Below are 26231 nucleotides of genomic sequence, written 5' to 3' on the forward strand. Positions count from 1 at the left end.
TCTCCTTATTGGATTGAAATCGATTTTTCCGGGATAAAGGTGACGACCACTTCGCTGCCGCCGTTTTCCCGGCGACGCACCTGACAGTCTCCGCGCAAACTCTGGGCGCGATCCCGCATAATAATTAAGCCGTAATGGTTGCTCCGCTCCGCATGGTCAGGCACGCCGCAGCCATTGTCGGCAACCACCAGCCGTACCTGATTATCGTTGAGCGATACGCTGACGGTAACTTCAGTCGCCTGGGCATGTTTCAACGCATTGCTAAGCGCTTCACGGGCAATTTGCAGCAGGTGAATCGCCTGATGCGAGGGGACAAACCGCGGCGGAAGCTGGTAGTCCAGCTGCACCGTGAAGCCGAAATGGGCGCTGTATTCCTGACAGCTTGACTCCAGCGCCGGGCGAAGCCCCGGCTCCGTTAATTGTAGCCGGAAGGTGGTCAACAGCTCGCGCAGCTGCGCCCAGGAGGTATTCAGCTCGTTACGGATCTGGCCCAGCAGCTGGCGGCTCTCTTCCGGCAGGTTGTCGCCCTGCATCTGCAGACAGCTGACCTGCATCTTCATACAGGAAAGCGACTGGGCGATAGAGTCATGCAGTTCGCGGGCGATAGTGGCGCGCTCTTCCATCACGATAAGCTGCTGCTGGTGCTCCTGGTGGCGGTCCAGCGCGAGGGTGGCTGTGAGCTGCTCGACCAGGGTATCGACCAGCTGTTGCTGATCGTGGCTCAGGTGACGGCCCGCCGGCAGCGTGGCCAGCAGGATCCCGTACTGGTTATGGGCGTCCGACAGCCGCCATTTCAGCGTGGCGCCGGAATCCGGCAGCGGTGGCAGGTCGCGCGGGCATAAATAGCAGCCTTTATCATCACACTGCAGATCGGAATGGCAGGCAAACTCCTGATGGTTGTCTTCATCTTCGAAATCATAGACCCGCACTTCGATATCGCGCAGCAGCGTCAGCCCCTGAAGACCATTGAGCACCGGTGAAATACGTTCGCAGAGCGGGGCGCTGGAGTGCAGGCGGCGGTTTGCCTGCCACAAAAAGGCGAGAATTTGGTTTTTCTGCTCCAGTCCGGCGGTTTTTTCCTGCACCCGTCGTTCGAGGACGGAGTAGCTTTCCGCCAGCTCCTCCGACATATTGTTGAGGGCCGTGCCGAGGGTCGCCATCTCATCGCGGCCGCTGATATTCACGCGCTGGGTAAAATCGCGATGGCTGACTGCCCGGGCCATCTCCAGCAACTGTTTCCACGGGCGCAGCAGCCGGGCACGTAGCCAGACGATGGTAAACAGAAACAGCAGCGCCATGCCGAAGGCCATCACCCGCTGCAGCCAGACCACATAACGGATGCGCTGTTCGGTGGTGTGGTCAAAGGAGGTCACCAGGTGGTCGATGCGATCGACAAAGCTGGCAACGTCGGTGGCGACGGTGGCCTGGTTTTTTGCGTGCTTCATGCCCGGCGCCAGTTCCATCTGCCAGTATTGCTGCAAGGCTTTAAGCTGGCGATCCTGGCCGTCTCTGAGCGCGGCATTTTGCAGCTCTTCGCTGAAGACGGTGGCGTTCATATCTTCCAGCAGCTTCTGGTCGCTGTCGGTAAGAGGGACCGCCGCCAGCAGGCGATAGCTTTGCATCCTCAGCGATCCGGCTTTATTGATGGCGTGGGCGCTACCCTGTACGCCGTGCACCAGCCGGGCCGAGATCCCGATGCCAGCGACACCGATCGCCGTCGATAGCAGCACGATTAACGCCAGTTGATTCACTAACGTAAGCGGGGTAAAAAGACGTTTTAACATAGAATGCGTGGCTCCTGACCGGCAAACCATCCGGGAGTGGCGACTATTCTCGGACATCCCATGGAGTATACCCATACCCCTAAGGTATTACCCCTTAATTGTCGGTGGTGGGTAGGTTTACGGTGGCGCAGGGTATAAACCCGGCAGCCATGTGAAAAACCACACTTTTTTTGGCAGGAAAGACTACTCACTTCGGATAATGATTTATTTTTAAGCAAAATGATGACCACTTTTCCTTTGATTTATATCAACTTACCGCCCTTCGTAACCCCTAATGTAGCGGCAGAAAATCTAGATAATCAGAGGTATTTATGAGTCAATCTTCCCTCCCGGAGAAGGCCAGTACTTCAGTCATCACCGACTGGCGTCCTGAAGATCCCGAGTTTTGGCAACAGCGCGGCCACCGTGTTGCGAGCCGAAATTTATGGATCTCCGTTCCCTGTCTGCTGCTGGCGTTTTGCGTATGGATGTTGTTTAGTGCGGTGGCGGTGAATCTGAATAAAGTCGGCTTCCAGTTTACCACTGACCAGCTGTTTATGTTGACCGCGCTGCCGGCGCTGTCGGGGGCGTTATTGCGCGTTCCTTACGCTTTCATGGTGCCGCTGTTTGGTGGTCGTCGCTGGACCGCATTCAGCACCGGGATCATGATTGTCCCTTGCGTCTGGCTGGGCTTCGCGGTGCAGGATACCTCTACGCCGTTCAGTATCTTTGTGATCATCTCTCTGCTGTGCGGTTTCGCCGGGGCAAACTTTGCCTCCAGCATGGCGAACATCAGCTTCTTCTTCCCGAAACAGAAGCAGGGCGGCGCCCTTGGCCTGAATGGTGGCCTGGGTAATATGGGCGTCAGCGTGATGCAGCTGGTTGCTCCGCTGGTGATTTCGCTGTCCATTTTCGCCGTGTTCGGCGGAACCGGCGCCCAGCAGCCAGATGGCTCCGTTATGTACCTGGAAAATGCCGCCTGGATTTGGGTGCCGTTTCTGGTCGTACTGACGCTGGCGGCATGGTTCTTTATGAACGATCTGTCCGCGTCCAAAGCTTCTCTTAGTGAACAGTTACCGGTACTTAAGCGTGGCCATCTGTGGATCATGGCGCTGCTGTATCTGGCAACCTTCGGTTCGTTTATCGGTTTCTCCGCCGGCTTCGCCATGCTGTCGAAAACCCAGTTCCCGGACGTGCAGATTTTGCATTTTGCCTTCTTCGGGCCGTTTATCGGTGCGCTGGCACGTTCAATGGGCGGGGCGATCTCCGACCGTCTGGGCGGGACTCGCGTGACGCTGGTGAACTTCGTGGTGATGGCTATCTTCAGCGGCCTGCTGTTCCTGACGCTGCCGACTCATGGGGAAGGCGGTAACTTTATTGCCTTCTTCGGCGTGTTTATGGTGCTGTTCCTGACCGCCGGTCTGGGGAGTGCATCCACCTTCCAGATGATTTCGTTAATCTTCCGTAAGATGACGATGACCCGCGTAAAAGCGCAGGGCGGGAGCGAAGAGCAGGCCATGCGTGAGGCGGCAACCGATACCGCAGCGGCGCTGGGCTTTATCTCGGCGATTGGCGCCATCGGCGGCTTCTTTATCCCGAAAGCATTTGGGATTTCGCTGGAGCTGACCGGTTCGCCGGCTGGCGCGATGAAGATCTTCTTCGTCTTCTACGTGGCCTGCGTGATCATCACCTGGGCAGTTTACGGACGTAAGCAAAAGTCTTAAGCCGCACCGAAATCGAACTCAGGGCGCAATGCAAATTGCGCCCTTTTTTTGTGCCATCGTCTGACGGCATATCTGCGCTGCAACTGGCCAGCTTACTCCGCTCTACCCCTTAATACCCGGCGTCATAGCGGAATGGTGCGGCTGGCGGTGATTTTGCAATAAAACCTTTTTAAAACAAATGGATGAAAAATAGAAAAAGATACCACTTCCGGAGTATTTGCCGGGTTGTGGCCGATTTTTAAGCCATTTGGTCTTGATCGTTATCAATTCTCTCCCGCTTTCAGAGCGTTACCTTCGCTGGCATTCCAGCAATGTCGATTTATCAGAGAGCCGCCAGGCTCCATACAGGAGAAACCCGATGAGTAAGTTCCTGGACCGGTTTCGCTACTTCAAACAGAAGGGTGAAACCTTTGCCGATGGCCACGGCCAGCTTCTACACACTAACCGGGACTGGGAGGAGGGATACCGCCAGCGCTGGCAGCATGACAAAGTTGTGCGCTCCACTCACGGGGTTAACTGCACCGGCTCTTGTAGCTGGAAGATTTATGTCAAAAATGGTCTGGTGACCTGGGAAACCCAGCAAACCGACTATCCGCGTACCCGCCCGGATATGCCAAACCATGAGCCACGCGGCTGCCCACGCGGCGCCAGCTACTCCTGGTATCTCTACAGCGCCAACCGTCTTAAGTATCCGCTGATGCGTAAACGCCTGATGAAAATGTGGCGTGAAGCGAAGGTTCAGCATCGCGATCCGGTGGATGCCTGGGCATCGATTATTGAAGATGCCGATAAAGCCAAAAGTTTCAAACAGGCGCGTGGTCGCGGTGGCTTCGTGCGCTCCTCATGGCAGGAAGTGAACGAGCTGATTGCCGCTTCCAATGTCTATACCGTGAAAACCTATGGTCCTGACCGCGTGGCGGGCTTCTCGCCGATCCCGGCGATGTCGATGGTGTCGTATGCTTCCGGCGCGCGCTATCTGTCACTGATTGGCGGGACCTGCCTGAGCTTCTACGACTGGTACTGCGATCTGCCGCCGGCTTCCCCGCAGACCTGGGGCGAGCAGACCGACGTCCCGGAATCGGCCGACTGGTATAACTCCAGCTATATCATCGCCTGGGGCTCCAACGTGCCGCAGACCCGTACCCCGGATGCTCACTTCTTTACGGAAGTGCGCTACAAAGGGACCAAAACCGTCGCCATCACTCCGGATTACGCCGAAATCGCCAAGCTGTGCGATCTGTGGCTGGCGCCGAAGCAGGGCACCGATGCGGCAATGGCGCTGGCGATGGGCCACGTTATGCTGCGCGAATTCCATCTCGATCAGCCGAGCCAGTACTTCACCGATTATGTCCGTCGTTACACCGATATGCCGATGCTGGTGATGCTCGAAGAGCGTGACGGTTACTACGCGGCGGGCCGTATGCTGCGCGCGGCGGATCTGGTCGATGCGTTGGGCCAGCAGCAGAACCCGGAGTGGAAGACCGTTGCCTTTGATGAAAAGGGCGAAATGACCGTGCCGAACGGTTCAATCGGCTTCCGCTGGGGTGATAAAGGTAAGTGGAACCTTGAGCAGCGTGATGGCGGCACTGGCGAAGAGGTCGCGCTGCGTCTGAGCCTGCTGGGCGGCCATGACGATATTGCGAATGTGGGCTTCCCGTATTTTGGCGGCGACGGCACCGAGCATTTCAATAAAGTAGAACTGGAAAACGTGCTGCTGCACAAGCTGCCGGTGAAACGCCTGCAGATGGCCGATGGTACCAGCGCGCTGGTCACCACCGTGTATGACCTGACCCTGGCGAACTATGGCCTGGATCGCGGTCTCGGCGATGAAAACTGCGCCAGCAGCTACGATGACGTCAAGGCCTACACCCCGGCCTGGGCTGAGAAAATCACCGGTGTTTCCCGGACGCAGATTATCCGTACCGCTCGCGAATTTGCCGATAATGCCGATAAGACCCACGGGCGTTCCATGATTATCGTCGGTGCCGGTCTGAACCACTGGTATCACCTCGATATGAACTATCGCGGCCTGATCAACATGCTGATTTTCTGCGGCTGCGTGGGTCAGAGTGGCGGCGGCTGGGCGCACTATGTCGGCCAGGAAAAACTGCGTCCGCAGACCGGCTGGCAGCCGCTGGCGTTTGCTCTCGACTGGCAGCGTCCGGCGCGTCATATGAACAGTACGTCGTACTTCTATAATCACTCCAGCCAGTGGCGCTACGAGTCGGTAACCGCTCAGGAGCTGCTGTCGCCGCTGGCGGATAAATCGCGCTATAGCGGCCATCTGCTGGACTTTAACGTCCGTGCAGAACGTATGGGCTGGCTGCCATCAGCGCCGCAGCTGGGCACCAACCCGCTGCGCATTGCTGACGCCGCGAAACAGGCCGGGATGACGCCTGTCGATTACACCGTTAAGGCACTGAAAGACGGCACGATTCGTTTTGCCGCCGAACAACCTGAAAACGGCAAGAACCACCCGCGTAACCTGTTTATCTGGCGCTCTAACCTGCTGGGCTCTTCCGGTAAAGGCCACGAATACATGCTGAAGTATCTGCTGGGTACCGAGCACGGTATTCAGGGACTGGATCTCGGCAAGCAGGGCGGCGTGAAGCCAGAAGAGGTGGAGTGGCACGATAACGGTCTCGACGGCAAGCTGGATCTGGTGGTGACGCTGGACTTCCGTCTGTCGAGCACCTGCCTGTATTCCGACATCGTGCTGCCGACGGCGACCTGGTACGAAAAAGACGACATGAATACTTCGGATATGCATCCCTTTATTCATCCGCTGTCTGCCGCCGTCGACCCGGCGTGGGAATCAAAAAGCGACTGGGAAATCTACAAAGGCATCGCGAAGAAATTCTCCGAAGTCTGCGTGGGCCATCTTGGCAAAGAGACCGATGTGGTCACGCTGCCGATTCAGCATGACTCCGCCGCTGAAATGGCGCAGCCGCTCGACGTCAAGGACTGGAAAAAAGGCGAGTGCGACCTGATCCCAGGCAAAACCGCGCCGCACATTATTCCGGTAGAACGTGACTACCCGGCGACCTATGAGCGCTTTACCTCTATCGGCCCGCTGATGGAGAAGATCGGTAACGGCGGTAAGGGCATCGCCTGGAATACCCAGAGCGAGATGGACCTGCTGCGTAAGCTGAATTACACCAAGGCCGACGGTCCGGCTAAAGGTCAGCCGATGCTGAATACGGCGATTGATGCCGCCGAGATGATCCTGACGCTGGCCCCAGAAACCAACGGTCAGGTCGCGGTGAAAGCCTGGGCTGCGCTCAGTGAGTTTACCGGTCGCGACCATACCCATCTGGCACTGAATAAAGAAGACGAGAAAATTCGTTTCCGCGATATTCAGGCCCAGCCGCGCAAAATCATCTCCAGCCCGACCTGGTCTGGCCTTGAAGATGAACATGTTTCCTATAACGCCGGCTATACCAACGTGCACGAGCTGATTCCGTGGCGGACCCTGTCCGGTCGCCAGTCCTTGTATCAGGACCATCAGTGGATGCGTGATTTCGGTGAGAGCCTGCTGGTGTACCGTCCGCCGATCGATACCCGTTCGGTGAAAGCGGTGATGGGCGAGAAGTCTAACGGCAACCCGGAGAAGGCGCTGAACTTCCTGACGCCGCACCAGAAATGGGGTATCCACTCGACCTACAGCGACAACCTGCTGATGCTGACCCTGTCACGCGGCGGCCCGATCGTCTGGATGAGCGAAGCCGATGCCAAAGAGCTGGGCATTGAGGATAACGACTGGATTGAAGTCTTCAACAGCAACGGGGCGCTGACCGCACGTGCGGTCGTCAGCCAGCGTGTACCGGCGGGGATGACCATGATGTACCACGCCCAGGAACGTATTGTGAATCTGCCAGGCTCGGAAATTACCGGCCAACGCGGCGGGATCCATAACTCGGTGACGCGCATTACGCCGAAGCCGACCCATATGATCGGCGGCTACGCGCAGCTGGCTTACGGCTTTAACTATTACGGCACCGTGGGCTCTAACCGCGATGAGTTCGTGGTGGTACGCAAGATGAAGAATATTAACTGGCTGGATGGTGAAGGTAATGACCAGGTACAGGAGAGCGTAAAATGAAAATTCGTTCACAAGTCGGCATGGTGCTGAATCTCGATAAATGCATCGGCTGTCATACCTGCTCAGTCACCTGTAAAAACGTCTGGACCAGTCGCGAAGGGACGGAGTACGCCTGGTTCAATAACGTCGAAACCAAGCCTGGCGTTGGTTTCCCGAACGACTGGGAAAACCAGGAGAAATGGAAAGGCGGCTGGATCCGTAAAATCAACGGCAAACTGCAGCCGCGCATGGGCAACCGTGCAATGCTGCTGGGTAAAATCTTCGCCAACCCGCATCTGCCGGGCATCGATGATTACTACGAGCCTTTTGATTTCGACTACCAGAACCTGCATGCCGCACCGGAGAGCAAACATCAGCCGATCGCCCGCCCGCGTTCGCTGATCACCGGGCAACGAATGGACAAGATCACCAGCGGTCCGAACTGGGAAGATGACCTTGGCGGTGAGTTTGAAAAGCTGTCCAGGGACCGCAATTTCGACAACATGCAGAAGGCGATGTACGGCCAGTTCGAAAACACCTTCATGATGTATTTGCCGCGCCTGTGCGAACACTGCCTGAACCCGGCCTGTGTAGCGACCTGCCCGAGCGGCGCCATCTATAAGCGTGAAGAAGATGGCATCGTGCTGATCGATCAGGATAAGTGCCGCGGCTGGCGGATGTGTATTACCGGCTGCCCGTACAAAAAGATCTACTTCAACTGGAAGAGCGGTAAGTCCGAGAAGTGCATCTTCTGTTATCCGCGTATCGAATCCGGGATGCCGACCGTCTGTTCTGAAACCTGCGTCGGACGTATTCGCTACCTCGGCGTGCTGCTGTATGACGCTGATGCGATTGAAAATGCCGCCAGCACCGAGAACGAGCAGGATCTGTATCAGCGTCAGCTGGACGTGTTCCTCAACCCGAACGACCCGAAAGTCATCGAGCAGGCGCTGAAAGATGGCGTTCCGCAGGGCGTAATTGAAGCTGCGCAGCAGTCGCCGGTGTACAAAATGGCGATGGACTGGAAGCTGGCGCTGCCGCTGCACCCGGAATATCGCACGCTGCCGATGGTCTGGTATGTGCCGCCGCTGTCACCGATTCAGTCTGCGGCCGATGCCGGCGAGCTGGGCAGTAACGGGATCCTGCCGGATGTTGAAAGTCTGCGTATTCCGGTCCAGTACCTGGCTAACCTGCTGACCGCCGGGGATACCCAGCCGGTACTGCTGGCGCTGAAACGCATGCTGGCCATGCGTCACTTTAAACGTGCAGAAAGCGTGGATGGCGTGGTTGATACTCGTGCGCTGGAAGAGGTCGGTCTGACCGAAGCGCAGGCGCAGGAGATGTACCGCTACCTGGCGATTGCAAACTACGAAGATCGCTTCGTGGTCCCGAGCAGCCATCGTGAGCAGGCTCGCGATGCTTTCCCGGAACAGCGTGGCTGCGGCTTTACCTTTGGTGATGGCTGCCATGGTTCAGACAGCAAGTTCAATCTGTTCAACAGCCGTCGCATCGATGCCATCAATGTCACCAGCAAAACGGAGCCGCACTCATGATTGAACTCGTCATTGTGTCGCGCCTGCTGGAGTACCCGGATGCTGCCCTGTGGCAACATCAGCAGGAGCTGTTCGAGGCGCTGGCGTCCTCGGAAACGCTGAGCAAAGAGGATGCCCAGCAACTGGGCGTTTTCCTGCGTGATTTGACCGCCCAGGATCCGCTGGACGCGCAGGCGTATTACAGCGAACTGTTCGATCGCGGCCGGGCAACGTCTCTGCTGTTGTTTGAACATGTTCACGGTGAATCCCGCGATCGTGGTCAGGCGATGGTGGACCTGATGGCGCAGTATGAGCGCCACGGCCTGACCCTCGACAGCCGCGAGCTGCCGGACCATCTCCCGCTGTATCTGGAGTATCTTGCACAGCTGCCTGCGGACGAAGCCATTGCCGGGCTGCAGGATGTGGCGCCGATCCTCGGTCTGCTCAGCGCCCGTCTGCGGCAGCGTGAAAGCCATTATGCGGTGCTGTTTGAACTGCTGCTGACGCTGGCCAACACCCAGGTCGACAGTCAGCAGGTGGCGGAGAAAATTGCCGATGAGGCCCGCGATGATACGCCGCAGGCGCTGGATGCGGTGTGGGAAGAAGAACAGGTGAAATTCTTTGCCGATCAGGGCTGCGCTGAATCAGATATCGCCGCTCACCAGCGTCGTTTTGCCGGAGCCGTTGCCCCGCAATATTTGAATATCTCTAACGGAGGACAGCAATAATGCACTTCCTGAATATGTTCTTCTTTGACATCTATCCGTATATTGCCGGGGCCGTATTCCTTGTGGGGAGCTGGCTGCGTTACGACTACGGGCAATATACCTGGCGTGCCGCCTCCAGCCAGATGCTGGATAGAAAAGGGATGAACCTGGCGTCGAACCTGTTCCATATTGGGATCCTCGGCGTAATTGCGGGTCATGCTTTTGGGATGCTGACTCCGCACTGGATGTATGAAGCCTGGCTGCCGCTTGAAGTGAAGCAGAAGATGGCGATGTTTGGCGGCGGTGCGGCGGGGCTGATGTGTCTGGTCGGCGGTATTTTGCTGCTCAAACGCCGCCTGTTCAATCCGCGCATTCGTGCCACCACGACCGGGGCAGACATTCTGGTGATGTCGGTGCTGGTTATCCAGTGTACGCTGGGTCTGCTGACGATTCCGTTCTCGGCTCAGCATATGGACGGCAGTGAAATGATGAAGCTGGTCGGCTGGGCGCAGTCGGTGGTGACCTTCCACGGTGGTGCGTCGGCACACCTCGACGGCGTGGCGTTTATCTTCCGCATGCACCTGGTGCTCGGTATGACGCTGTTTGTGCTGTTCCCGTTCTCGCGTCTGGTGCATATCTGGAGCGTGCCGGTGGAGTACCTGACCCGCAAATACCAGATTGTTCGCGCTCGTCGCTGATACTATTTTGTATGATGCTAAACCCTACTTCGGTGGGGTTTTTTTATACCTGAATACCGGTGCTTTCCCGGCGGCGCTGCGCCTGGCCGGGCTACAGACTGCATGCTTTTGTAGCCCGGCCAGGCGCAGCGCCGCCGGGATACCTATGGCAGAAATACAAAACAGAGCTGGGGAAATGAGGGAGGATGACTTAGCGCTACACGCTTCGGGTCGTTGCCTGCGGCAACGCTTTCTCGCTGGCGCTCGAATCGAACCTTAGTCGAAGCTTCTCATCCTTCCCTGTATGGGCAGAATATAAGGCTTTAGTGTTTGGTTTAGCTGGGGTAGTGCAAGGAAATGATGGTGGCGGGGGAAGGATGACTCGGCTGCGCCTCGCCCTTCGGGTCGTTGCCTGCGGCAACGCTTTCTCGCTGGCGCTCGAATCGAACCTTAGTCGAAGCTTCTCATCCTTCCCTGCATGGGCAGAATATAAAGCTTTAGTGTTTGGTTTAGCTGGGGGAGTGCAAGGAAGTGATGGTGGCGGGGGAAGGATGACTCGGCTGCGCCTCGCCCTTCGGGTCGTTGCCTGCGGCAACGCTTTCTCGCTGGCGCTCGAATCGAACCTTAGTCGAAGCTTCTCATCCTTCCCTGCATGGGCAGAATATAAGGCTTTAGTGTTTGGTTTAGCTGGGGTAGTGCAAGGAAGTGATGGTGGCGGGGGAAGGATTCGAACCTTCGAAGTCGATGACGGCAGATTTACAGTCTGCTCCCTTTGGCCGCTCGGGAACCCCGCCAGGGGTAATTCATATTGTAGAGGTAATGCTTTGAGATGGTGGTGGGGGAAGGATTCGAACCTTCGAAGTCGATGACGGCAGATTTACAGTCTGCTCCCTTTGGCCGCTCGGGAACCCCACCACGGGGTAATGCTTATTACTGGCCTGCTTCCTTCTGAGGAAGCGGGGCGCATCATATCAAATGACGCGCCCCTGTAAAGCTTTCCGTTGAGAAAAATAAACTGGTTGCCTGAAATTTATGCGCAAAGGCGTAAAGCTAACCAGTTCATTTTACTATTGATTAAAGAATAATCGTTCGGTTGCCGTAGACGAACACGCGCTGGGCCAGAACCTTATAGAGCGCGCGGCTCAACACATTCTTTTCAACATCGCGCCCTGCGCGCATCATATCTTCAGCGGTATAGGTGTGATCGACGTGAATCACGTCCTGCATAATGATCGGGCCTTCGTCCAGGTTGTCGTTGACGTAGTGGGCGGTCGCACCGATGATTTTTACACCACGCTCATAAGCCTGATGATAAGGACGGGCGCCGATAAAGGCCGGCAGGAAGGAGTGGTGGATATTGATAATCTGGTTCGGGAAGCGGGAAACAAATTCCGGCGTCAGCACCCGCATATATTTCGCCAGCACCACGTAGTCCGGAGCATAAGACTCAATGGCGTCGCCCATCTGCTTGTCGTGCTCTTCGCGGGTCAGGCCTTCGTGGCTTACCAGCTGGAACGGAATGTCAAAACGCTCAACCAGCGTACGCAGCGTTTCATGGTTGCCGATGACGGCGGCGATTTCGACATCCAGGCCGCCATAGTTGGCCTTCATCAACAGATCGCCCAGGCAATGTGCCTCTTTGGTCACCAGAATGACGACCCGGCGGCGGCCGGCTGGGGTCAGCTCGCGAATGGAACCTTCCGGCAGCGCGCTGTCGAGATCTGCCAGTAAAATGGCATCATTAAAAATCCCTTCCAGCTCGGTACGCATAAAGAAGCGGCCGGTGCGGTGATCGACGAACTCGTTATTCTGAACAATGTTCAGTTCGTGCTTGTAGCAAATGTTCGTGATACGCGCGATGAGTCCTTTCTGATCAGGGCAAATGGTGCGTAGTACTTTACGTTGTAATGAATGCATCGCGAGGAAAATCCTGTAGTGTTTGCTATTGCCGGTGCCGTATTACTGGCCACAGCATTTTTTAAATTTTTTACCTGAACCACAAGGGCAGGGGTCGTTACGACCAAACAGTGGTCGTGTACCGTCGATATAGTACCACTGTCCCTTTTCTTTTAAGAATCTGGAACGTTCAATTATGGCGCCGGGGCGGTTATCTTCATCAAACCGAGCGACGAAACTGACAAAGCCCTCGTCGGGATGGCTGCCTTCATCGGCAGCGAATACCGTTAAGCCTTGCCAGTGTGTTTTGGCGAAGCCCTTTTCCAGATCGGCACGGAACAGCTGCGGCTGGCAGGACGGGTGCCAGGTTTTGATCAGGTAATCGGCATCCTTCATGACAAACGCACTGTATCGGGAGCGCATCAAGTGTGATGGCTCTGGCGCAAGCAGTGAGCCGGTCAGATATCGCTGACAACATGAGCTATACTCCTGAGCGCTGCCACAAGGGCATAATGGCGACAAATCGGCCTCCATGGAAAAAATTCACGGCGCAGTGGCGCCAACCTGTTTTATGTTAACTGAGCTGTAGCAATGATGCTATGTTCGCAGCGGAAGGAAGTATATCGGGAATAATGAGAAAGCTTAAGATTGGTCTGGCGTTAGGCGCAGGAGCGGCCCGTGGATGGTCGCATATTGGTGTCATTAAGGCACTGCAGCGCGCGGGTATTGAAGTCGATATCGTCGCAGGATGCTCCATTGGTGCGCTGGTGGGCGCCGCGTATGCCTGCAACCGTCTTCCGGCGCTGGAGAAATGGGTCTGTTCCTTTAATAACTGGGATGTACTGCGGCTGATGGATCTGTCCTGGCGTCGCGGTGGCCTGCTGCGCGGTGAACGCGTATTCAATCAGTTCCGACGTGTCATGCCTGTTTCCGAGATCGAGCTCTGCGACCGTCGCTTTGCGGCGGTGGCGACCAACTTAAGCACCGGCCGTGAGCTGTGGTTCACCGAGGGCGATTTGCACCAGGCGGTGCGCGCCTCCTGCAGTATGCCGGGCCTGATGTCTCCGGTGATGCATAATGGCTACTGGCTGGTGGACGGCGCGGTGGTCAATCCCGTACCGGTCTCCCTGGCCCGGGCGCTGGGCGCTGATATCGTGATTGCCGTCGACCTACAGCACGATGCGCATCTGATGCAGCAAGATATGTGGTCACTCGAAAAGCCGCAGCTGGAAGACGACAAGGATTTCTCCTGGCATGCGCGCATTCGTGCACGCCTTAGCGGAATGACCTCCCGTCGCGCCGCGACCCCGACCGCCATGGAAATCATGTCCACCTCTATTCAGGTGCTGGAAAATCGCCTGAAACGCAATCGTATGGCGGGCGATCCACCCGACATTCTGCTGCAACCATTCTGTCCGCAAATCTCCACGCTTGATTTTCATCGCGCCGGTGAAGCGATTGCTGCCGGATATTTGTCTGTTGAAAAGAAAATGGATGAATTATTACCCCTGGTTCCCACTGCGGTGTGACACCATTTGACTTAGACTTAAGTAAATTCTGACAGGCGATAGTGTGAATTGCATGCCACTATTTAGTCATCGTCAGTCAGAGGAGAGATCATGACGCAGCCATTGGCGGGAAAACTGATTCTGATAGTTGAAGACGAAGCCGTTTTCCGCTCACTCTTGCACTCCTGGCTAACCTCACTGGGCGCCGCAACGGTGCAGGCGGAGGATGGCGTTGATGCGCTCCAGAAAATGGCCGAGTCAAAGCCCGACCTGATGATTTGTGACATCTCCATGCCGCGCATGAACGGTCTTGAACTGGTTGAGCATTTGCGTAACCGGGGCGAGCAATTACCGATTCTGATGATATCGGCAACGGAAAACATGGCTGATATCGCCAAAGCGCTGCGGCTGGGTGTTCAGGATGTGCTGTTAAAGCCGGTGAAAGATTTCAATCGCCTGCGGGAAACGGTGTATGCCTGCCTGTACCCCAATATGTTCAGCTCGCGGGTTGAAGAAGAAGAGCGTTTGTTTGAAGACTGGGATGCGCTGGTGAGCGATCCGACCGCAGCATCACGGTTATTGCAGGAGCTCCAGCCGCCGGTTCAACAGGAGATATCGAAGTGTCGTATTCACTATCGCCAGCTGGTATCGGCAGACCGACCCGGTCTGGTGCTGGATATTGCCCCATTATCTGAAAACGATCTGGCTTTCTACTGTCTGGATGTCACACGAGCAGGTGATAATGGTGTCCTCGCGGCGTTGCTGCTGCGGGCGCTGTTTAATGGCTTACTGCAGGAGCAACTTGCTCATCAGGGACAACGTTTGCCGGAAATGGGCAGCCTGTTAAAACAGGTCAACCAATTACTGCGTCAGGCGAACCTGCCCGGACAATTTCCATTGCTGGTGGGGTATTACCACAGCGGTTTGAAAAATTTGATTCTGGTGTCTGCGGGGCTGAATGGCACACTGAATACCGGGGAACATCAAATTCAGATCAGTAACGGTGTTCCGCTGGGGACGCTGGGCAATGCTTATCTCAACCAAATTAGCCAACGCTGCACATCGTGGCAGTGCCAAATTTGGGGGGCAGGGGGGCGTTTACGCCTGATGTTGTCTGCGGAATGAACAATTGTGTATTTTTTTAATCTGATGGGATTACCGGCCAATCTTTTGCGGTGGTACTATCATTGAAGTTTATAAGTAATAGTCCTAATTCGAGGGAATCCAAACCTTTCTGACCAGGTTTGCCTGAGCGGACTGATATACTCATACCGTTATTATTAACGAAAAGTTTAAAAAACGAACAGTCCAGGAGATTTCAATGGCTGCCATTAATTCTAAAGTAAGAAAAGCTGTTATCCCGGTTGCGGGATTAGGCACCAGGATGCTACCCGCTACTAAAGCTATTCCGAAAGAAATGCTGCCACTGGTAGATAAGCCTTTAATTCAATATGTTGTAAATGAGTGTATTGCGGCTGGGATTACTGAAATTGTTCTGGTCACTCACTCTTCGAAAAACTCTATTGAAAACCATTTCGATACCAGTTTTGAACTGGAAGCGATGCTGGAAAAACGTGTAAAACGCCAGCTGCTGGAAGAGGTTCAATCTATTTGTCCGCCGCACGTGACCATTATGCAGGTTCGCCAGGGTCTGGCGAAAGGGCTGGGTCATGCGGTGCTGTGCGCACATCCGGTCGTCGGTGATGAGCCGGTTGCGGTTATTCTGCCTGACGTTATTCTGGATGAATTTGAATCCGATCTTTCCCGTGATAACCTGGCTGAAATGATCTCCCGTTTCGATGAAACCGGATCCAGCCAGATTATGGTTGAGCCAGTTGCTGATGTCACGGCATACGGCGTTGTTGACTGCAAAGGCGAATCTCTGCAACCGGGTGAAAGCGTGCCGATGGTTGGCGTGGTTGAAAAACCAAAAGCCGATGTGGCGCCGTCTAACCTTGCAGTGGTAGGCCGTTATGTACTGAGCGCGGATATTTGGCCGCTGCTGGCTAAAACCCCTCCGGGAGCCGGGGATGAAATTCAGCTGACCGATGCGATCGATATGCTGATCGCCAAAGAAACCGTTGAAGCCTATCACATGAAAGGCAAGAGCCACGACTGCGGTAATAAACTGGGTTATATGCAGGCGTTTGTGGAATATGGCATTCGTCATAAAACCCTGGGCGAGGATTTTAAAGCCTGGCTGGAAAACGCTGTAGCTAAGTAATCGTTTTCTACTGAGCAGATAACCGGGAGGCGAGTTCGCTTTCCGGTTTTTTTATACCCTGAGATTACCGGTGGCATCCGCGAGACAAAAAAAATCCCGCCGAAGCGGGATTCTTCAAATACGATCTTCAATTACAGCAGGAAGTCGTCCAGGGTTTTACCCTGCTCGTCCATTGCTTTTTTGATCACTGCCGGGGTACGGCCCTGGCCGGTCCAGGTTTTGGTTTCGCCGTTCTCATCAACGTAGCTGTATTTAGCCGGGCGTGCAGCACGCTTAGCTTTAGTACCCGCTTTAACCGCTGCCATGGTGCTCAGCAGTTCATTCGGGTCAATACCATCAGCAATCAGCATTTCACGGTATTGTTGAAGTTTACGAGTACGCTCTTCAATTTCTGCAGCTGCAGCGCTTTCTTCTTCGCGGCGTTCGTTAACAACAACTTCTAATTTTTCCAGCATTTCTTCTAGCGTTTCAAGGGTGCATTCTCTCGCCTGCGCACGAAGAGTACGGATGTTGTTCAAAATTTTAAGTGCTTCGCTCATTGTAGTAATCTCAAACTTATATTGTGGGGTGGTTTGTTGAAGTAATAATAGAGCGATATAATCAGATGTGCAATAGGGTAGAATGTAAGTAATTCAAAATTACTTGTTATTTGTCTCGATAATTAATTAATTTAAGTTAAATTTCTCGTGCGAGTTCACATCTTTTTCGCTTATAGCTCAGGGTAAAACCTTAGCTAAAACCCTGAGATAGTATGCTTTTCTCGATGGTCCGGGAGTAAAATTATACTTTGCAGGGATAAATATCCCTCTTGAGTAATAGCGTATTAGTTGGGGTAATCGTTAATATAATGCGTGAGGAAATCGCGTTATCGCTACCTGCGAAATCGGATGATTCGCACGAAAGGACAATCATTAGCGGCGATGGCGTCCGGGTTGAGCAAATGATCGCCGGCAATATTCATTAAAAATCCTTAATCTATCAGGATGCCGGCAGGCGCACATTCAGCGCAACGGTGATGCTGAAAAGACCGATAACAGTAGAAAATATGCTACAATCCCGCCGCGATAAAACATACTGATTGGGGTTAGGCAGCCAATGGCTCAACTTTATTTTTACTATTCTGCAATGAATGCAGGTAAGTCGACGGCCTTGTTGCAGTCGTCATACAATTACCAGGAACGTGGCATGCGCGCCCTGGTTTATACCGCCGAAATTGATAACCGTTTTGGTTCTGGAAAAGTCAGCTCACGAATCGGTCTCTCGTCGCCAGCCCGGCTGTTTAACCCTCAGACATCGCTCTTCACCGATATTGCCAGCGAACACGCGAAGCAGCCTGTTCACTGCGTTCTGGTGGATGAAAGCCAGTTCCTTACCCGTGAGCAGGTACATGAATTATCTGAAGTTGTCGATCAACTGGATATTCCGGTGTTGTGCTACGGATTGCGGACTGATTTTCGCGGCGAACTGTTTATCGGCAGCCAGTATTTATTAGCCTGGTCCGATAAGCTGGTTGAATTAAAAACGATCTGTTTCTGCGGCCGTAAGGCCAGTATGGTGCTGCGTCTCGATCAAGAAGGACGGCCTTACAATGAAGGTGAACAGGTGGTGATTGGCGGGAATGAACGTTATGTTTCCGTTTGCCGTAAGCATTATAAAGAAGCGTTGAGCGAGGGTTCCCTCACGCTGGTACAGAGTAAATCTCGCGGCGGTTAAGGCTGCTGTGATAATAACCGCACAGGCGCGCAGCGACGGCGCCTGTGTTCCGTTCCTGCCTGCCATATCGTCGATTATCTCTCCGTCTCATAGACGCATTTCTTATTGTACAGAGCACCCATGACAATGGCTTCACCCGAGCCTGTCCCGGCGAGGGAATCGATCCCGCAGCAGAATACCTTGTGGGAAGGTGAGGCTGTGTTATTCAGTGTCGAGGCGGGGCATATCCGGCAAGGCGAAGCATAAAAAAAGCCCCATCCGAAGATGAGGCTTGTAGCGGTGTTAACCGGGTCGATTAGGCGGATTTTTTCGCTTTTTTATCGGCTTTCGGCGCTGCTGCGGTTTCTTTCTTCGCAGCCGCTTCACCTTCGCTGAACTCGTTACCGTAGTAGGTATCCAGCAGAATCTGTTTCAGCTCGGAGATCAGTGGGTAACGCGGGTTAGCGCCGGTGCACTGGTCATCGAAGGCATCTTCAGACAGCTTGTCAACGTGGGCCAGGAAGTCAGCTTCCTGCACGCCAGCTTCACGGATAGATTTAGGAATACCCAGTTCAGCTTTAATGCTTTCCAGCCATGCCAGCAGTTTTTCAATTTTCGCTGCGGTACGGTCGCCAGGTGCGCTCAGGCCCAGGTGGTCAGCAATTTCAGCGTAACGACGACGTGCCTGCGGACGGTCGTACTGGCTGAATGCAGTCTGCTTGGTCGGGTTATCGTTCGCGTTGTAACGGATAACGTTGCTGATCAGTAGGGCGTTAGCCAGACCGTGCGGAATGTGGAACTGAGAACCCAGTTTGTGTGCCATGGAGTGACATACACCCAGGAAGGCGTTAGCAAACGCGATACCGGCGATAGTCGCTGCACTGTGTACTTTCTCACGTGCTACCGGGTTCTTAGAACCTTCGTGGTAAGACGCTGGCAGGTACTCTTTCAGCAGTTTCAGAGCCTGCAGAGCCTGACCGTCGGAGAACTCAGAAGCCAGTACGGAAACGTAAGCTTCCAGGGCGTGAGTCACCGCATCGAGGCCACCGAATGCACACAGTGATTTCGGCATATCCATGACGAGGTTAGCATCAACAATCGCCACATCCGGAGTCAGCGCGTAGTCTGCCAGCGGATATTTCTGACCGGTTGCATCGTCGGTAACGACCGCAAACGGAGTGACTTCAGAACCGGTACCGGAAGTGGTGGTGACCGCGATCATTTTTGCTTTAACGCCCATTTTCGGGAACTTGTAGATACGTTTACGGATGTCCATAAAGCGCAGCGCCAGGTCTTCGAAGTGGGTTTCCGGGTGCTCGTACATCACCCACATAATTTTGGCCGCATCCATCGGGGAACCACCGCCCAGGGCGATGATAACGTCAGGTTTGAAGGAGTTCGCCAGGTCGGCACCTTTACGGACAACGGTCAGTGTCGGGTCAGCTTCAACTTCAAAGAAGACTTCGGTTTCAACGCCAGATGCTTTCAGCACAGAGGTGATCTGGTCAGCATAGCCGTTGTTGAACAGGAAGCGGTCAGTCACGATCAGCGCGCGTTTGTGACCATCAGTAATCACTTCATCCAGTGCGATTGGCAGTGAGCCACGACGGAAGTAGATAGATTTCGGAAGTTTGTGCCACAACATGTTTTCAGCTCGCTTAGCAACGGTTTTCTTGTTGATCAGGTGTTTCGGACCAACGTTTTCAGAGATGGAGTTACCACCCCAGGAACCACAACCCAGAGTCAGGGAAGGTGCAAGCTTGAAGTTATACAGGTCACCGATACCACCCTGAGATGCCGGGGTGTTAATCAGGATACGTGCGGTTTTCATCATCTGACCGAAGTAGGTCACGCGAGCCGGCTGGTTATCCTGGTCGGTGTACAGGCAAGAGGTATGACCGATACCGCCCATCGCAACCAGTTTTTCAGCTTTATCAACAGCGTCTTCGAAGTTCTTCGCGCGGTACATTGCCAGCGTCGGAGACAGTTTTTCGTGAGCAAACGGTTCGCTTTCATCAACGTCGGTTACTTCACCAATCAGGATCTTGGTGGTAGCCGGAACGGTGAAGCCTGCCAGTTCAGCAATTTTGGCTGCCGGCTGACCAACGATAGCGGCGTTCAGTGCGCCATTTTTCAGGATGATGTCCTGAACTGCTTTCAGCTCTTTGCCCTGCAGCATGTAGCCGCCATGGCTGGCGAAACGCTCGCGAACGGCGTCATATACGGAGTCAACGACCACAACGGACTGTTCAGAAGCACAGATAACGCCGTTATCGAAGGTTTTAGACATCAGTACAGAAGCTACGGCACGTTTGATATCAGCGGTTTCGTCGATAACAACCGGCGTGTTACCTGCACCAACACCGATAGCAGGTTTACCGGAGCTGTATGCTGCTTTAACCATGCCTGGACCACCGGTCGCGAGGATCAGGTTAATGTCCGGGTGATGCATCAGCGCGTTAGACAGTTCAACGGAAGGCTGGTCGATCCAACCGATCAGATCTTTCGGTGCGCCAGCGGCGATAGCAGCCTGCAGCACGATATCAGCGGCTTTGTTGGTTGCATCTTTAGCACGCGGATGTGGGGAGAAGATGATCGCGTTACGCGTCTTCAGGCTGATCAGTGATTTAAAGATTGCTGTGGAAGTCGGGTTAGTCGTCGGAACGATACCGCAGATAATACCGATTGGTTCGGCGATGGTGATAGTACCGAAAGTGTCGTCTTCAGAGAGAACACCGCAGGTCTTTTCATCTTTATATGCGTTATAGATGTATTCGGAAGCGAAGTGGTTTTTGATGACCTTGTCTTCGATAATGCCCATGCCGGATTCGGCAACGGCCATTTTAGCGAGAGGGATTCGAGCATCTGCGGCAGCCAAAGCGGCAGCACGGAAGATCTTATCAACTTGTTCTTGAGTGAAACTGGCATATTCACGCTGGGCTTTTTTTACGCGCTCTACGAGTGCGTTAAGTTCAGCGACATTAGTAACAGCCATAATGCTCTCCTGATAATGTTAAACTTTTTTAGTAAATCAGTAGCTCGATTCGACAGTATAGTCAGCCTGTTAACAGCTTGCATCTAAATGTTAGGGGGGCGATTTAGACGCTGCTGGCTTCATTGATTTACTAAATAAGCTTGTCGGTGTTGCCTCTCAGGTACCGCTGTTTTGCACTCTTTGGTGTGAACAAGGTTACTCACTTCTGAGTACGATTTACGTGATTTAGATCAAGTTTACGTGAAGCTGACACCTTTCAGCTGGCTGTTTATTGACCGGTCAAATCAAGTGTAATAATAATTATGCAAAATAAGTGAGTAAGTAGCATGGCGGAAACAAATATATAACATCCGGTTTTGTCACAGTTATACGCACATTTGAGATGAATTATGCTGCCAAAAAGCGTATCTTCTGCGCGAATATTTTATGTGACTAACTGTCAACAGCCATTATTAATGATGCTGCGGAGCGCACTGTGATCCAACCGTTGTTTGATTTTTCAGCTTACTTCAAGTTTTTCATCGGGTTATTTGCGCTGGTAAACCCGGTCGGCATCATTCCCGTCTTCATTAGTATGACCAGCTACCAGACGGCGGCGATCCGCAATAAAACCAACCTGACGGCAAACCTTTCCGTCGCCATCATTTTGTGGACTTCACTGTTCCTCGGCGACGCCATATTGCAGGTCTTCGGCATTTCTATTGATTCATTCCGTATTGCCGGCGGGATCCTGGTGGTGACCATCGCGATGTCGATGATCAGCGGCAAACTGGGCGAGGATAAACAAAACAAGCAGGAAAAATCAGAAACCGCGATTCGTGAAAGCATTGGCGTTGTGCCGCTGGCATTGCCGTTAATGGCCGGGCCAGGGGCGATCAGTTCGACCATCGTCTGGGGGACTCGCTATCACACCGTGGCGCACCTGTTTGGTTTCTCGGTCGCGATTGCGCTGTTTGCGCTGTGCTGTTGGGGTATTTTCCGCATGGCGCCATGGCTGGTTCGCCTGCTCGGGCAGACGGGAATCAACGTCATCACCCGTATTATGGGTCTGTTGCTGATGGCGCTGGGTATTGAGTTTATCGTCACCGGTATTAAAGCCCTGTTTCCGGGTCTGGTGGGGTAAGCCGACTGACATCCGGCGGAGCCCAGCGCTCCGCCTTTTTTAATTATTAGCAAAACATATCAATATAGCTGATATGGGCGCGTAAAATACTTTTCCGCAATATTTGTTTTTATCTTTTATTATCATGTGGTTATCGAATTTATTCTCTGTTTTCCTCGCTTTATCCTCTTCGTAACAACTGTTATTTTCTTCACATCATTCTCTGGTGCTTGCCGTTGGATAATTGAAATGATATTAGTAATTTCACTATCAGAGCAGATGAATGTGCTAAAAAATAATCGATTGTTAAATTTTCGTACAAAAAAGCATCATCGCCACGTTGCCGGGGCTCTGAGCGAAGGCTGAAAATTTATCTGTATGAAATATAAGTGCTTTACTCTGCCAGGGTTTTGAAAGCAGGACAGGGCGGCAGGGTAAGAAAAAAGATAAAAGAGAATTCGGTAACATATTTGCAAATTGCATTGGCGGTGGTGATGGCCTTTTGATATTTTCCGGCCTGATCCTTCGCTCAAAAATATACGTAAATGAGAATCATTATTAATTAACTCATTGCGACCACCCTGAATAAGCGGGTGAAAGAATCGACGCTAAGGCTGCCGTTTGAGCGGCCGTAATAAATAAGTCGGTGATAGCAAGCAGTAAAGTCTGACAGCAGCAAAAACTCCTGCACTGTACAGAATCCCGCAAGGGGAAAAAAACAGGCTGGTTAAATAGCCAGTAATTATAATGAATGGAGTAACAACACAATGACCATCATCACCAAAAAAAGTCTGGTAGCTGCAGGGGTTCTCTCTGCGCTAATTACCGCCAATGTTGCCATGGCGGCAGATGTACCTGCTGGAGTGCAGCTGGCGGACAAGCAAACGCTGGTTCGTAATAACGGCGCAGAAGTGCAATCGCTGGATCCACATAAAATTGAAGGCGTGCCGGAATCCAACATTAACCGCGATTTGTTTGAAGGACTAGTGATCGGCGATGTAGAAGGCCATCCAACTCCTGGCGTGGCGGAGTCCTGGGATAATAAAGATTTTAAAGTCTGGACGTTCCATATTCGCAAAGATGCAAAATGGTCCGACGGCTCGCCGGTCACCGCACAAGATTTCGTTTACAGCTGGCAGCGCCTGGCTGATCCAAAAACCGCTTCCCCTTACGCCAGCTACCTGCAATATGGCCACGTGCTGAATGTCGATGAGATTATCGCCGGCAAAAAACCGACCAGCGACCTGGGCGTGAAAGCCATCGATGATAAAACCTTCGAAGTCACGCTGAGCGAACCGGTTCCTTATTTCTATAAACTGCTGGTTCACCCATCAGTTTCTCCGGTCCCTAAAGCCGCTATTGAAAAATACGGTGAGAAGTGGACCCAGCCTGCCAATATCGTCACCAACGGCGCTTATAAACTGAAAGACTGGGTGGTGAACGAGCGTATTGTGCTTGAGCGTAATACCAACTACTGGGATAACGCGAAAACGGTCGTTAATCAGGTTACCTACCTGCCGATTTCTTCGGAAGTAACGGACGTTAACCGTTATCGCAGCGGCGAAATCGACATGACCTATAACAACATGCCGATTGAACTGTTCCAGAAACTGAAGAAAGAGATCCCGAAAGAAGTTCACGTCGATCCGTATCTGTGCACCTATTACTACGAAATTAATAACCAGAAAGCACCGTTTACCGACGTGCGTGTTCGTACCGCCCTTAAAATGGCGCTGGATCGCGAAATCATTGTCAATAAAGTGAAAAACCAGGGCGACCTGCCGGCTTATAGCTATACGCCGCCATATACCGATGGAATGAAAGTTGTTAAACCAGAGTGGTTCAACTGGACTCAGGACAAGCGTAACGAAGAAGCGAAAAAACTGCTGGCTGAAGCGGGATATACCGCTGATAAACCGCTGACCTTTAATCTGCTGTATAACACCTCTGATTTGCATAAAAAACTGGCGATTGCCGTTGCCTCCATCTGGAAGAAAAATCTGGGTGCCAACGTGAAGCTGGAAAATCAGGAATGGAAAACCTTCCTCGATAATCGTCATCAGGGGACCTTCGATGTGGCGCGTGCCGGCTGGTGTGCAGATTACAACGAACCGACTTCTTTCCTTAATACCATGTTGAGCGACAGCTCAAACAACACCTCTCATTATAAGAGCCCGGCCTTCGATAAGATCATCGCTGCAACCCTGCAGACCACTGATGATGCGAAACGTGCAGACCTGTACGCGCAATCGGAACAACAGCTGGATAAAGACTCTGTGATCGTACCGGTGTTCTATTATGTCAACGCCCGTCTGGTTAAACCGTGGGTTGGTGGCTACACCGGTAAAGACCCGTTAGATAATATCTACGTTAAAAATCTGTATATTATCAAACATTAATGGCAATACGTGGGGCAGGCGCAGCTTGCCCCACCGTGTCTGAATTCATCGCACTCGATAGGCACAGGCCAGAAGGTACGGGCAATGTTAAAATTTATATTTCGTCGCTGTCTGGAAGCGATTCCGACGCTATTCATTCTAATTACTATTTCTTTCTTCATGATGCGTCTTGCACCGGGGAGTCCGTTCACTGGTGAACGCACGCTGCCGCCGGAAGTCATGGCGAATATCGAAGCCAAATACCATTTAAATGACCCCATCATGACCCAGTATTTTCATTATCTGAAACAACTGGCGCACGGTGATTTCGGTCCTTCTTTTAAATACAAAGACTATTCGGTAAACGATCTGGTGGCCTCGAGCTTCCCGGTCTCTGCCAAATTAGGTCTTGCCGCCTTTTTGTTGGCGGTCATTCTCGGCGTGACGGCGGGGGTGATTGCGGCACTGAAACAAAACACCAAGTGGGATTATGCGGTAATGGGGGTGGCCATGACCGGGGTAGTGATACCCAGTTTCGTGGTCGCGCCGCTGCTGGTGATGATATTTGCCATCACCTTGCACTGGCTGCCCGGCGGAGGCTGGAACGGTGGGGCGTTGAAGTTTATGATCCTGCCGATGGTGGCCCTGTCGTTAGCCTATATCGCCAGTATCGCGCGTATTACCCGTGGCTCAATGATTGAAGTTCTGCACTCTAACTTCATCCGTACCGCCAGGGCGAAAGGGCTGCCGATGCGCCGGATTATCTTCCGCCATGCGCTGAAGCCTGCACTGTTGCCGGTCCTTTCTTATATGGGACCCGCGTTTGTTGGGATCATCACCGGCTCAATGGTCATCGAAACGATCTACGGTCTTCCGGGAATTGGTCAGCTGTTCGTGAATGGCGCGTTGAACCGCGACTATTCGCTGGTGTTGAGTCTGACCATTCTGGTCGGCGCGCTGACTATTCTGTTTAACGCGATTGTTGACGTGCTGTATGCCGTCATCGATCCGAAGATTCGCTACTGAAGCCGGGGTTCGCCATGATGTTAAGTAAGAAAAATAGCGAAGCGCTGGAAAACTTCAGTGAAAAGCTCGAAGTTGAGGGGCGTAGCCTGTGGCAGGACGCCCGCCGCCGCTTTATGCATAACCGCGCCGCGGTTGCCAGCCTGATTGTGCTGGTGATTATCGCGCTGTTCGTGACCATTGCACCGATGGTATCTCAGTTCTCCTACTTTGATACCGACTGGGGCATGATGTCCAGCGCACCGGAGATGGAGTCCGGCCACTACTTTGGCACCGACTCCTCCGGCCGTGACCTGCTGGTTCGCGTGGCGATCGGTGGGCGTATCTCGCTGATGGTTGGTGTGGCTGCCGCGCTGGTGGCGGTGGTGCTGGGGACGCTCTACGGTTCGCTCTCCGGCTACCTGGGCGGCAAAGTGGATTCGGTGATGATGCGTCTGCTGGAGATCCTCAACTCCTTCCCGTTCATGTTCTTCGTTATCCTGCTGGTCACCTTCTTTGGTCAGAACATCCTGCTGATTTTCGTGGCTATCGGGATGGTCTCCTGGCTGGATATGGCGCGTATCGTGCGCGGCCAGACGCTGAGCCTGAAGCGTAAAGAGTTTATCGAAGCAGCGCAGGTTGGCGGGGTATCCACCTTTAATATTGTGGTTCGCCATATCGTGCCGAACGTGCTGGGGGTGGTGGTGGTGTACGCCTCGCTGCTGGTGCCGAGCATGATCCTGTTTGAATCCTTCTTAAGCTTCCTTGGTCTGGGAACCCAGGAGCCGCTGAGCAGTTGGGGCGCATTACTCAGTGATGGTGCTAACTCCATGGAAGTGTCGCCATGGCTGCTGCTGTTCCCTGCCGGTTTCCTGGTGGTAACGCTGTTCTGTTTCAACTTTATCGGCGATGGCCTGCGTGATGCCCTCGACCCGAAAGACCGTTAAGGA

Annotated in this window: 18 protein-coding genes, 2 tRNA genes and 3 other RNA genes; 13 read left to right on the plus strand and 10 right to left on the minus strand. The window is 53.4% G+C overall.

The window, feature by feature from the left end; all coding sequences use genetic code 11:
* Nucleotides 1–5 precede the first annotated feature (5 nt).
* A complete protein-coding gene (gene narX, locus HF679_RS03715) occupies nucleotides 6–1784 on the minus strand; it encodes a nitrate/nitrite two-component system sensor histidine kinase NarX (protein ID WP_123754754.1) in 1779 nt (592 codons plus the stop codon).
* A 311-nt stretch (nucleotides 1785–2095) separates the two neighbouring features.
* On the opposite strand from narX, the gene HF679_RS03720 reads away from it, so the two are divergent.
* The 5 genes from HF679_RS03720 to narI all read left to right on the plus strand — a co-directional run bounded on the left by HF679_RS03720 (nucleotide 2096) and on the right by narI (nucleotide 10505).
* Nucleotides 2096–3487, plus strand: coding sequence for a NarK family nitrate/nitrite MFS transporter (locus HF679_RS03720; protein ID WP_123754753.1), 1392 nt, complete (start codon nucleotides 2096–2098; stop codon nucleotides 3485–3487).
* Between the two features lie 358 nt (nucleotides 3488–3845).
* Entirely contained in the window at nucleotides 3846–7589 is a 3744-nt protein-coding gene (locus HF679_RS03725) for a nitrate reductase subunit alpha (RefSeq protein WP_123754752.1), read from the plus strand.
* Entirely contained in the window at nucleotides 7586–9121 is a 1536-nt protein-coding gene (gene narH / locus HF679_RS03730; protein ID WP_123754751.1) for a nitrate reductase subunit beta, read from the plus strand. The genes HF679_RS03725 and narH overlap by 4 nt, the downstream gene beginning before the upstream one ends.
* A complete protein-coding gene (narJ, locus tag HF679_RS03735; protein ID WP_174508116.1) occupies nucleotides 9118–9828 on the plus strand; it encodes a nitrate reductase molybdenum cofactor assembly chaperone in 711 nt (236 codons plus the stop codon). The genes narH and narJ overlap by 4 nt, the downstream gene beginning before the upstream one ends.
* On the plus strand, nucleotides 9828–10505 hold the full coding sequence (gene narI / locus HF679_RS03740; RefSeq protein ID WP_123754749.1) for a respiratory nitrate reductase subunit gamma: 678 nt from the start codon (nucleotides 9828–9830) through the stop codon (nucleotides 10503–10505). The genes narJ and narI overlap by 1 nt, the downstream gene beginning before the upstream one ends.
* 169 nt (nucleotides 10506–10674) lie before the next feature.
* Here narI and HF679_RS03745 read toward each other — a convergent pair.
* The 7 genes from HF679_RS03745 to HF679_RS03775 all read right to left on the minus strand — a co-directional run bounded on the left by HF679_RS03745 (nucleotide 10675) and on the right by HF679_RS03775 (nucleotide 12902).
* Nucleotides 10675–10799, minus strand: a non-coding RNA gene (locus tag HF679_RS03745) — RtT sRNA.
* 46 nt (nucleotides 10800–10845) lie between these two features.
* Nucleotides 10846–10973: non-coding RNA, RtT sRNA (locus tag HF679_RS03750), on the minus strand.
* Nucleotides 10974–11019: 46 nt separating this feature from the next.
* Nucleotides 11020–11147: non-coding RNA, RtT sRNA (locus HF679_RS03755), on the minus strand.
* Between the two features lie 46 nt (nucleotides 11148–11193).
* Nucleotides 11194–11278, minus strand: a tRNA-Tyr gene (locus tag HF679_RS03760).
* A 36-nt stretch (nucleotides 11279–11314) separates the two neighbouring features.
* Nucleotides 11315–11399 (minus strand) — tRNA-Tyr (locus tag HF679_RS03765).
* A 159-nt stretch (nucleotides 11400–11558) separates the two neighbouring features.
* Nucleotides 11559–12401 carry a formyltetrahydrofolate deformylase gene (gene purU / locus HF679_RS03770; RefSeq protein ID WP_123754748.1) on the minus strand — a complete coding sequence of 281 codons (843 nt, stop codon included), beginning with the start codon at nucleotides 12399–12401 and terminating at the stop codon, nucleotides 11559–11561.
* Between the two features lie 42 nt (nucleotides 12402–12443).
* On the minus strand, nucleotides 12444–12902 hold the full coding sequence (locus tag HF679_RS03775; protein WP_154145127.1) for a YchJ family protein: 459 nt from the start codon (nucleotides 12900–12902) through the stop codon (nucleotides 12444–12446).
* Between the two features lie 110 nt (nucleotides 12903–13012).
* Here HF679_RS03775 and rssA point away from each other — a divergent pair, with 110 nt between their 5' ends.
* The 3 genes from rssA to galU all read left to right on the plus strand — a co-directional run bounded on the left by rssA (nucleotide 13013) and on the right by galU (nucleotide 16112).
* Nucleotides 13013–13909, plus strand: a complete 897-nt coding sequence (gene rssA / locus HF679_RS03780; protein WP_123754747.1) for a patatin-like phospholipase RssA — start codon at nucleotides 13013–13015, stop codon at nucleotides 13907–13909.
* Nucleotides 13910–13999: 90 nt separating this feature from the next.
* Complete coding sequence (gene rssB, locus HF679_RS03785; protein WP_154145083.1) at nucleotides 14000–15013, plus strand: two-component system response regulator RssB; 1014 nt, start codon at nucleotides 14000–14002, stop codon at nucleotides 15011–15013.
* A 196-nt stretch (nucleotides 15014–15209) separates the two neighbouring features.
* On the plus strand, nucleotides 15210–16112 hold the full coding sequence (gene galU, locus HF679_RS03790) for a UTP--glucose-1-phosphate uridylyltransferase GalU (protein ID WP_123754745.1): 903 nt from the start codon (nucleotides 15210–15212) through the stop codon (nucleotides 16110–16112).
* 131 nt (nucleotides 16113–16243) lie between these two features.
* Here galU and hns read toward each other — a convergent pair whose 3' ends face one another.
* Nucleotides 16244–16651 carry a histone-like nucleoid-structuring protein H-NS gene (gene hns, locus HF679_RS03795; RefSeq protein WP_004863421.1) on the minus strand — a complete coding sequence of 136 codons (408 nt, stop codon included), beginning with the start codon at nucleotides 16649–16651 and terminating at the stop codon, nucleotides 16244–16246.
* 556 nt (nucleotides 16652–17207) lie between these two features.
* Between hns and tdk the strand changes: the two genes are divergently transcribed.
* Nucleotides 17208–17825 (plus strand): thymidine kinase, encoded by a 618-nt coding sequence (gene tdk, locus HF679_RS03800; protein ID WP_123754744.1) that lies wholly within the window; start codon nucleotides 17208–17210, stop codon nucleotides 17823–17825.
* Between the two features lie 295 nt (nucleotides 17826–18120).
* Here the strand turns inward: tdk and adhE are convergent, their stop codons facing one another.
* Entirely contained in the window at nucleotides 18121–20799 is a 2679-nt protein-coding gene (adhE, locus tag HF679_RS03805) for a bifunctional acetaldehyde-CoA/alcohol dehydrogenase (protein ID WP_123754743.1), read from the minus strand.
* A 475-nt stretch (nucleotides 20800–21274) separates the two neighbouring features.
* On the opposite strand from adhE, the gene HF679_RS03810 reads away from it, so the two are divergent.
* The 4 genes from HF679_RS03810 to oppC all read left to right on the plus strand — a co-directional run bounded on the left by HF679_RS03810 (nucleotide 21275) and on the right by oppC (nucleotide 26228).
* Nucleotides 21275–21922, plus strand: a complete 648-nt coding sequence (locus HF679_RS03810) for a YchE family NAAT transporter (protein ID WP_123754742.1) — start codon at nucleotides 21275–21277, stop codon at nucleotides 21920–21922.
* A gap of 746 nt (nucleotides 21923–22668) precedes the next feature.
* Nucleotides 22669–24300 carry an oligopeptide ABC transporter substrate-binding protein OppA gene (gene oppA, locus HF679_RS03815; protein ID WP_187042627.1) on the plus strand — a complete coding sequence of 544 codons (1632 nt, stop codon included), beginning with the start codon at nucleotides 22669–22671 and terminating at the stop codon, nucleotides 24298–24300.
* Nucleotides 24301–24384: 84 nt separating this feature from the next.
* On the plus strand, nucleotides 24385–25305 hold the full coding sequence (oppB, locus tag HF679_RS03820) for an oligopeptide ABC transporter permease OppB (protein ID WP_123754739.1): 921 nt from the start codon (nucleotides 24385–24387) through the stop codon (nucleotides 25303–25305).
* Between the two features lie 14 nt (nucleotides 25306–25319).
* Entirely contained in the window at nucleotides 25320–26228 is a 909-nt protein-coding gene (gene oppC / locus HF679_RS03825) for an oligopeptide ABC transporter permease OppC (RefSeq protein ID WP_123754738.1), read from the plus strand.
* Nucleotides 26229–26231 lie beyond the last annotated feature (3 nt).

The organism is Enterobacter sp. JUb54 (assembly GCF_014298075.1).
Taxonomy (GTDB): domain Bacteria; phylum Pseudomonadota; class Gammaproteobacteria; order Enterobacterales; family Enterobacteriaceae; genus Klebsiella; species Klebsiella lignicola.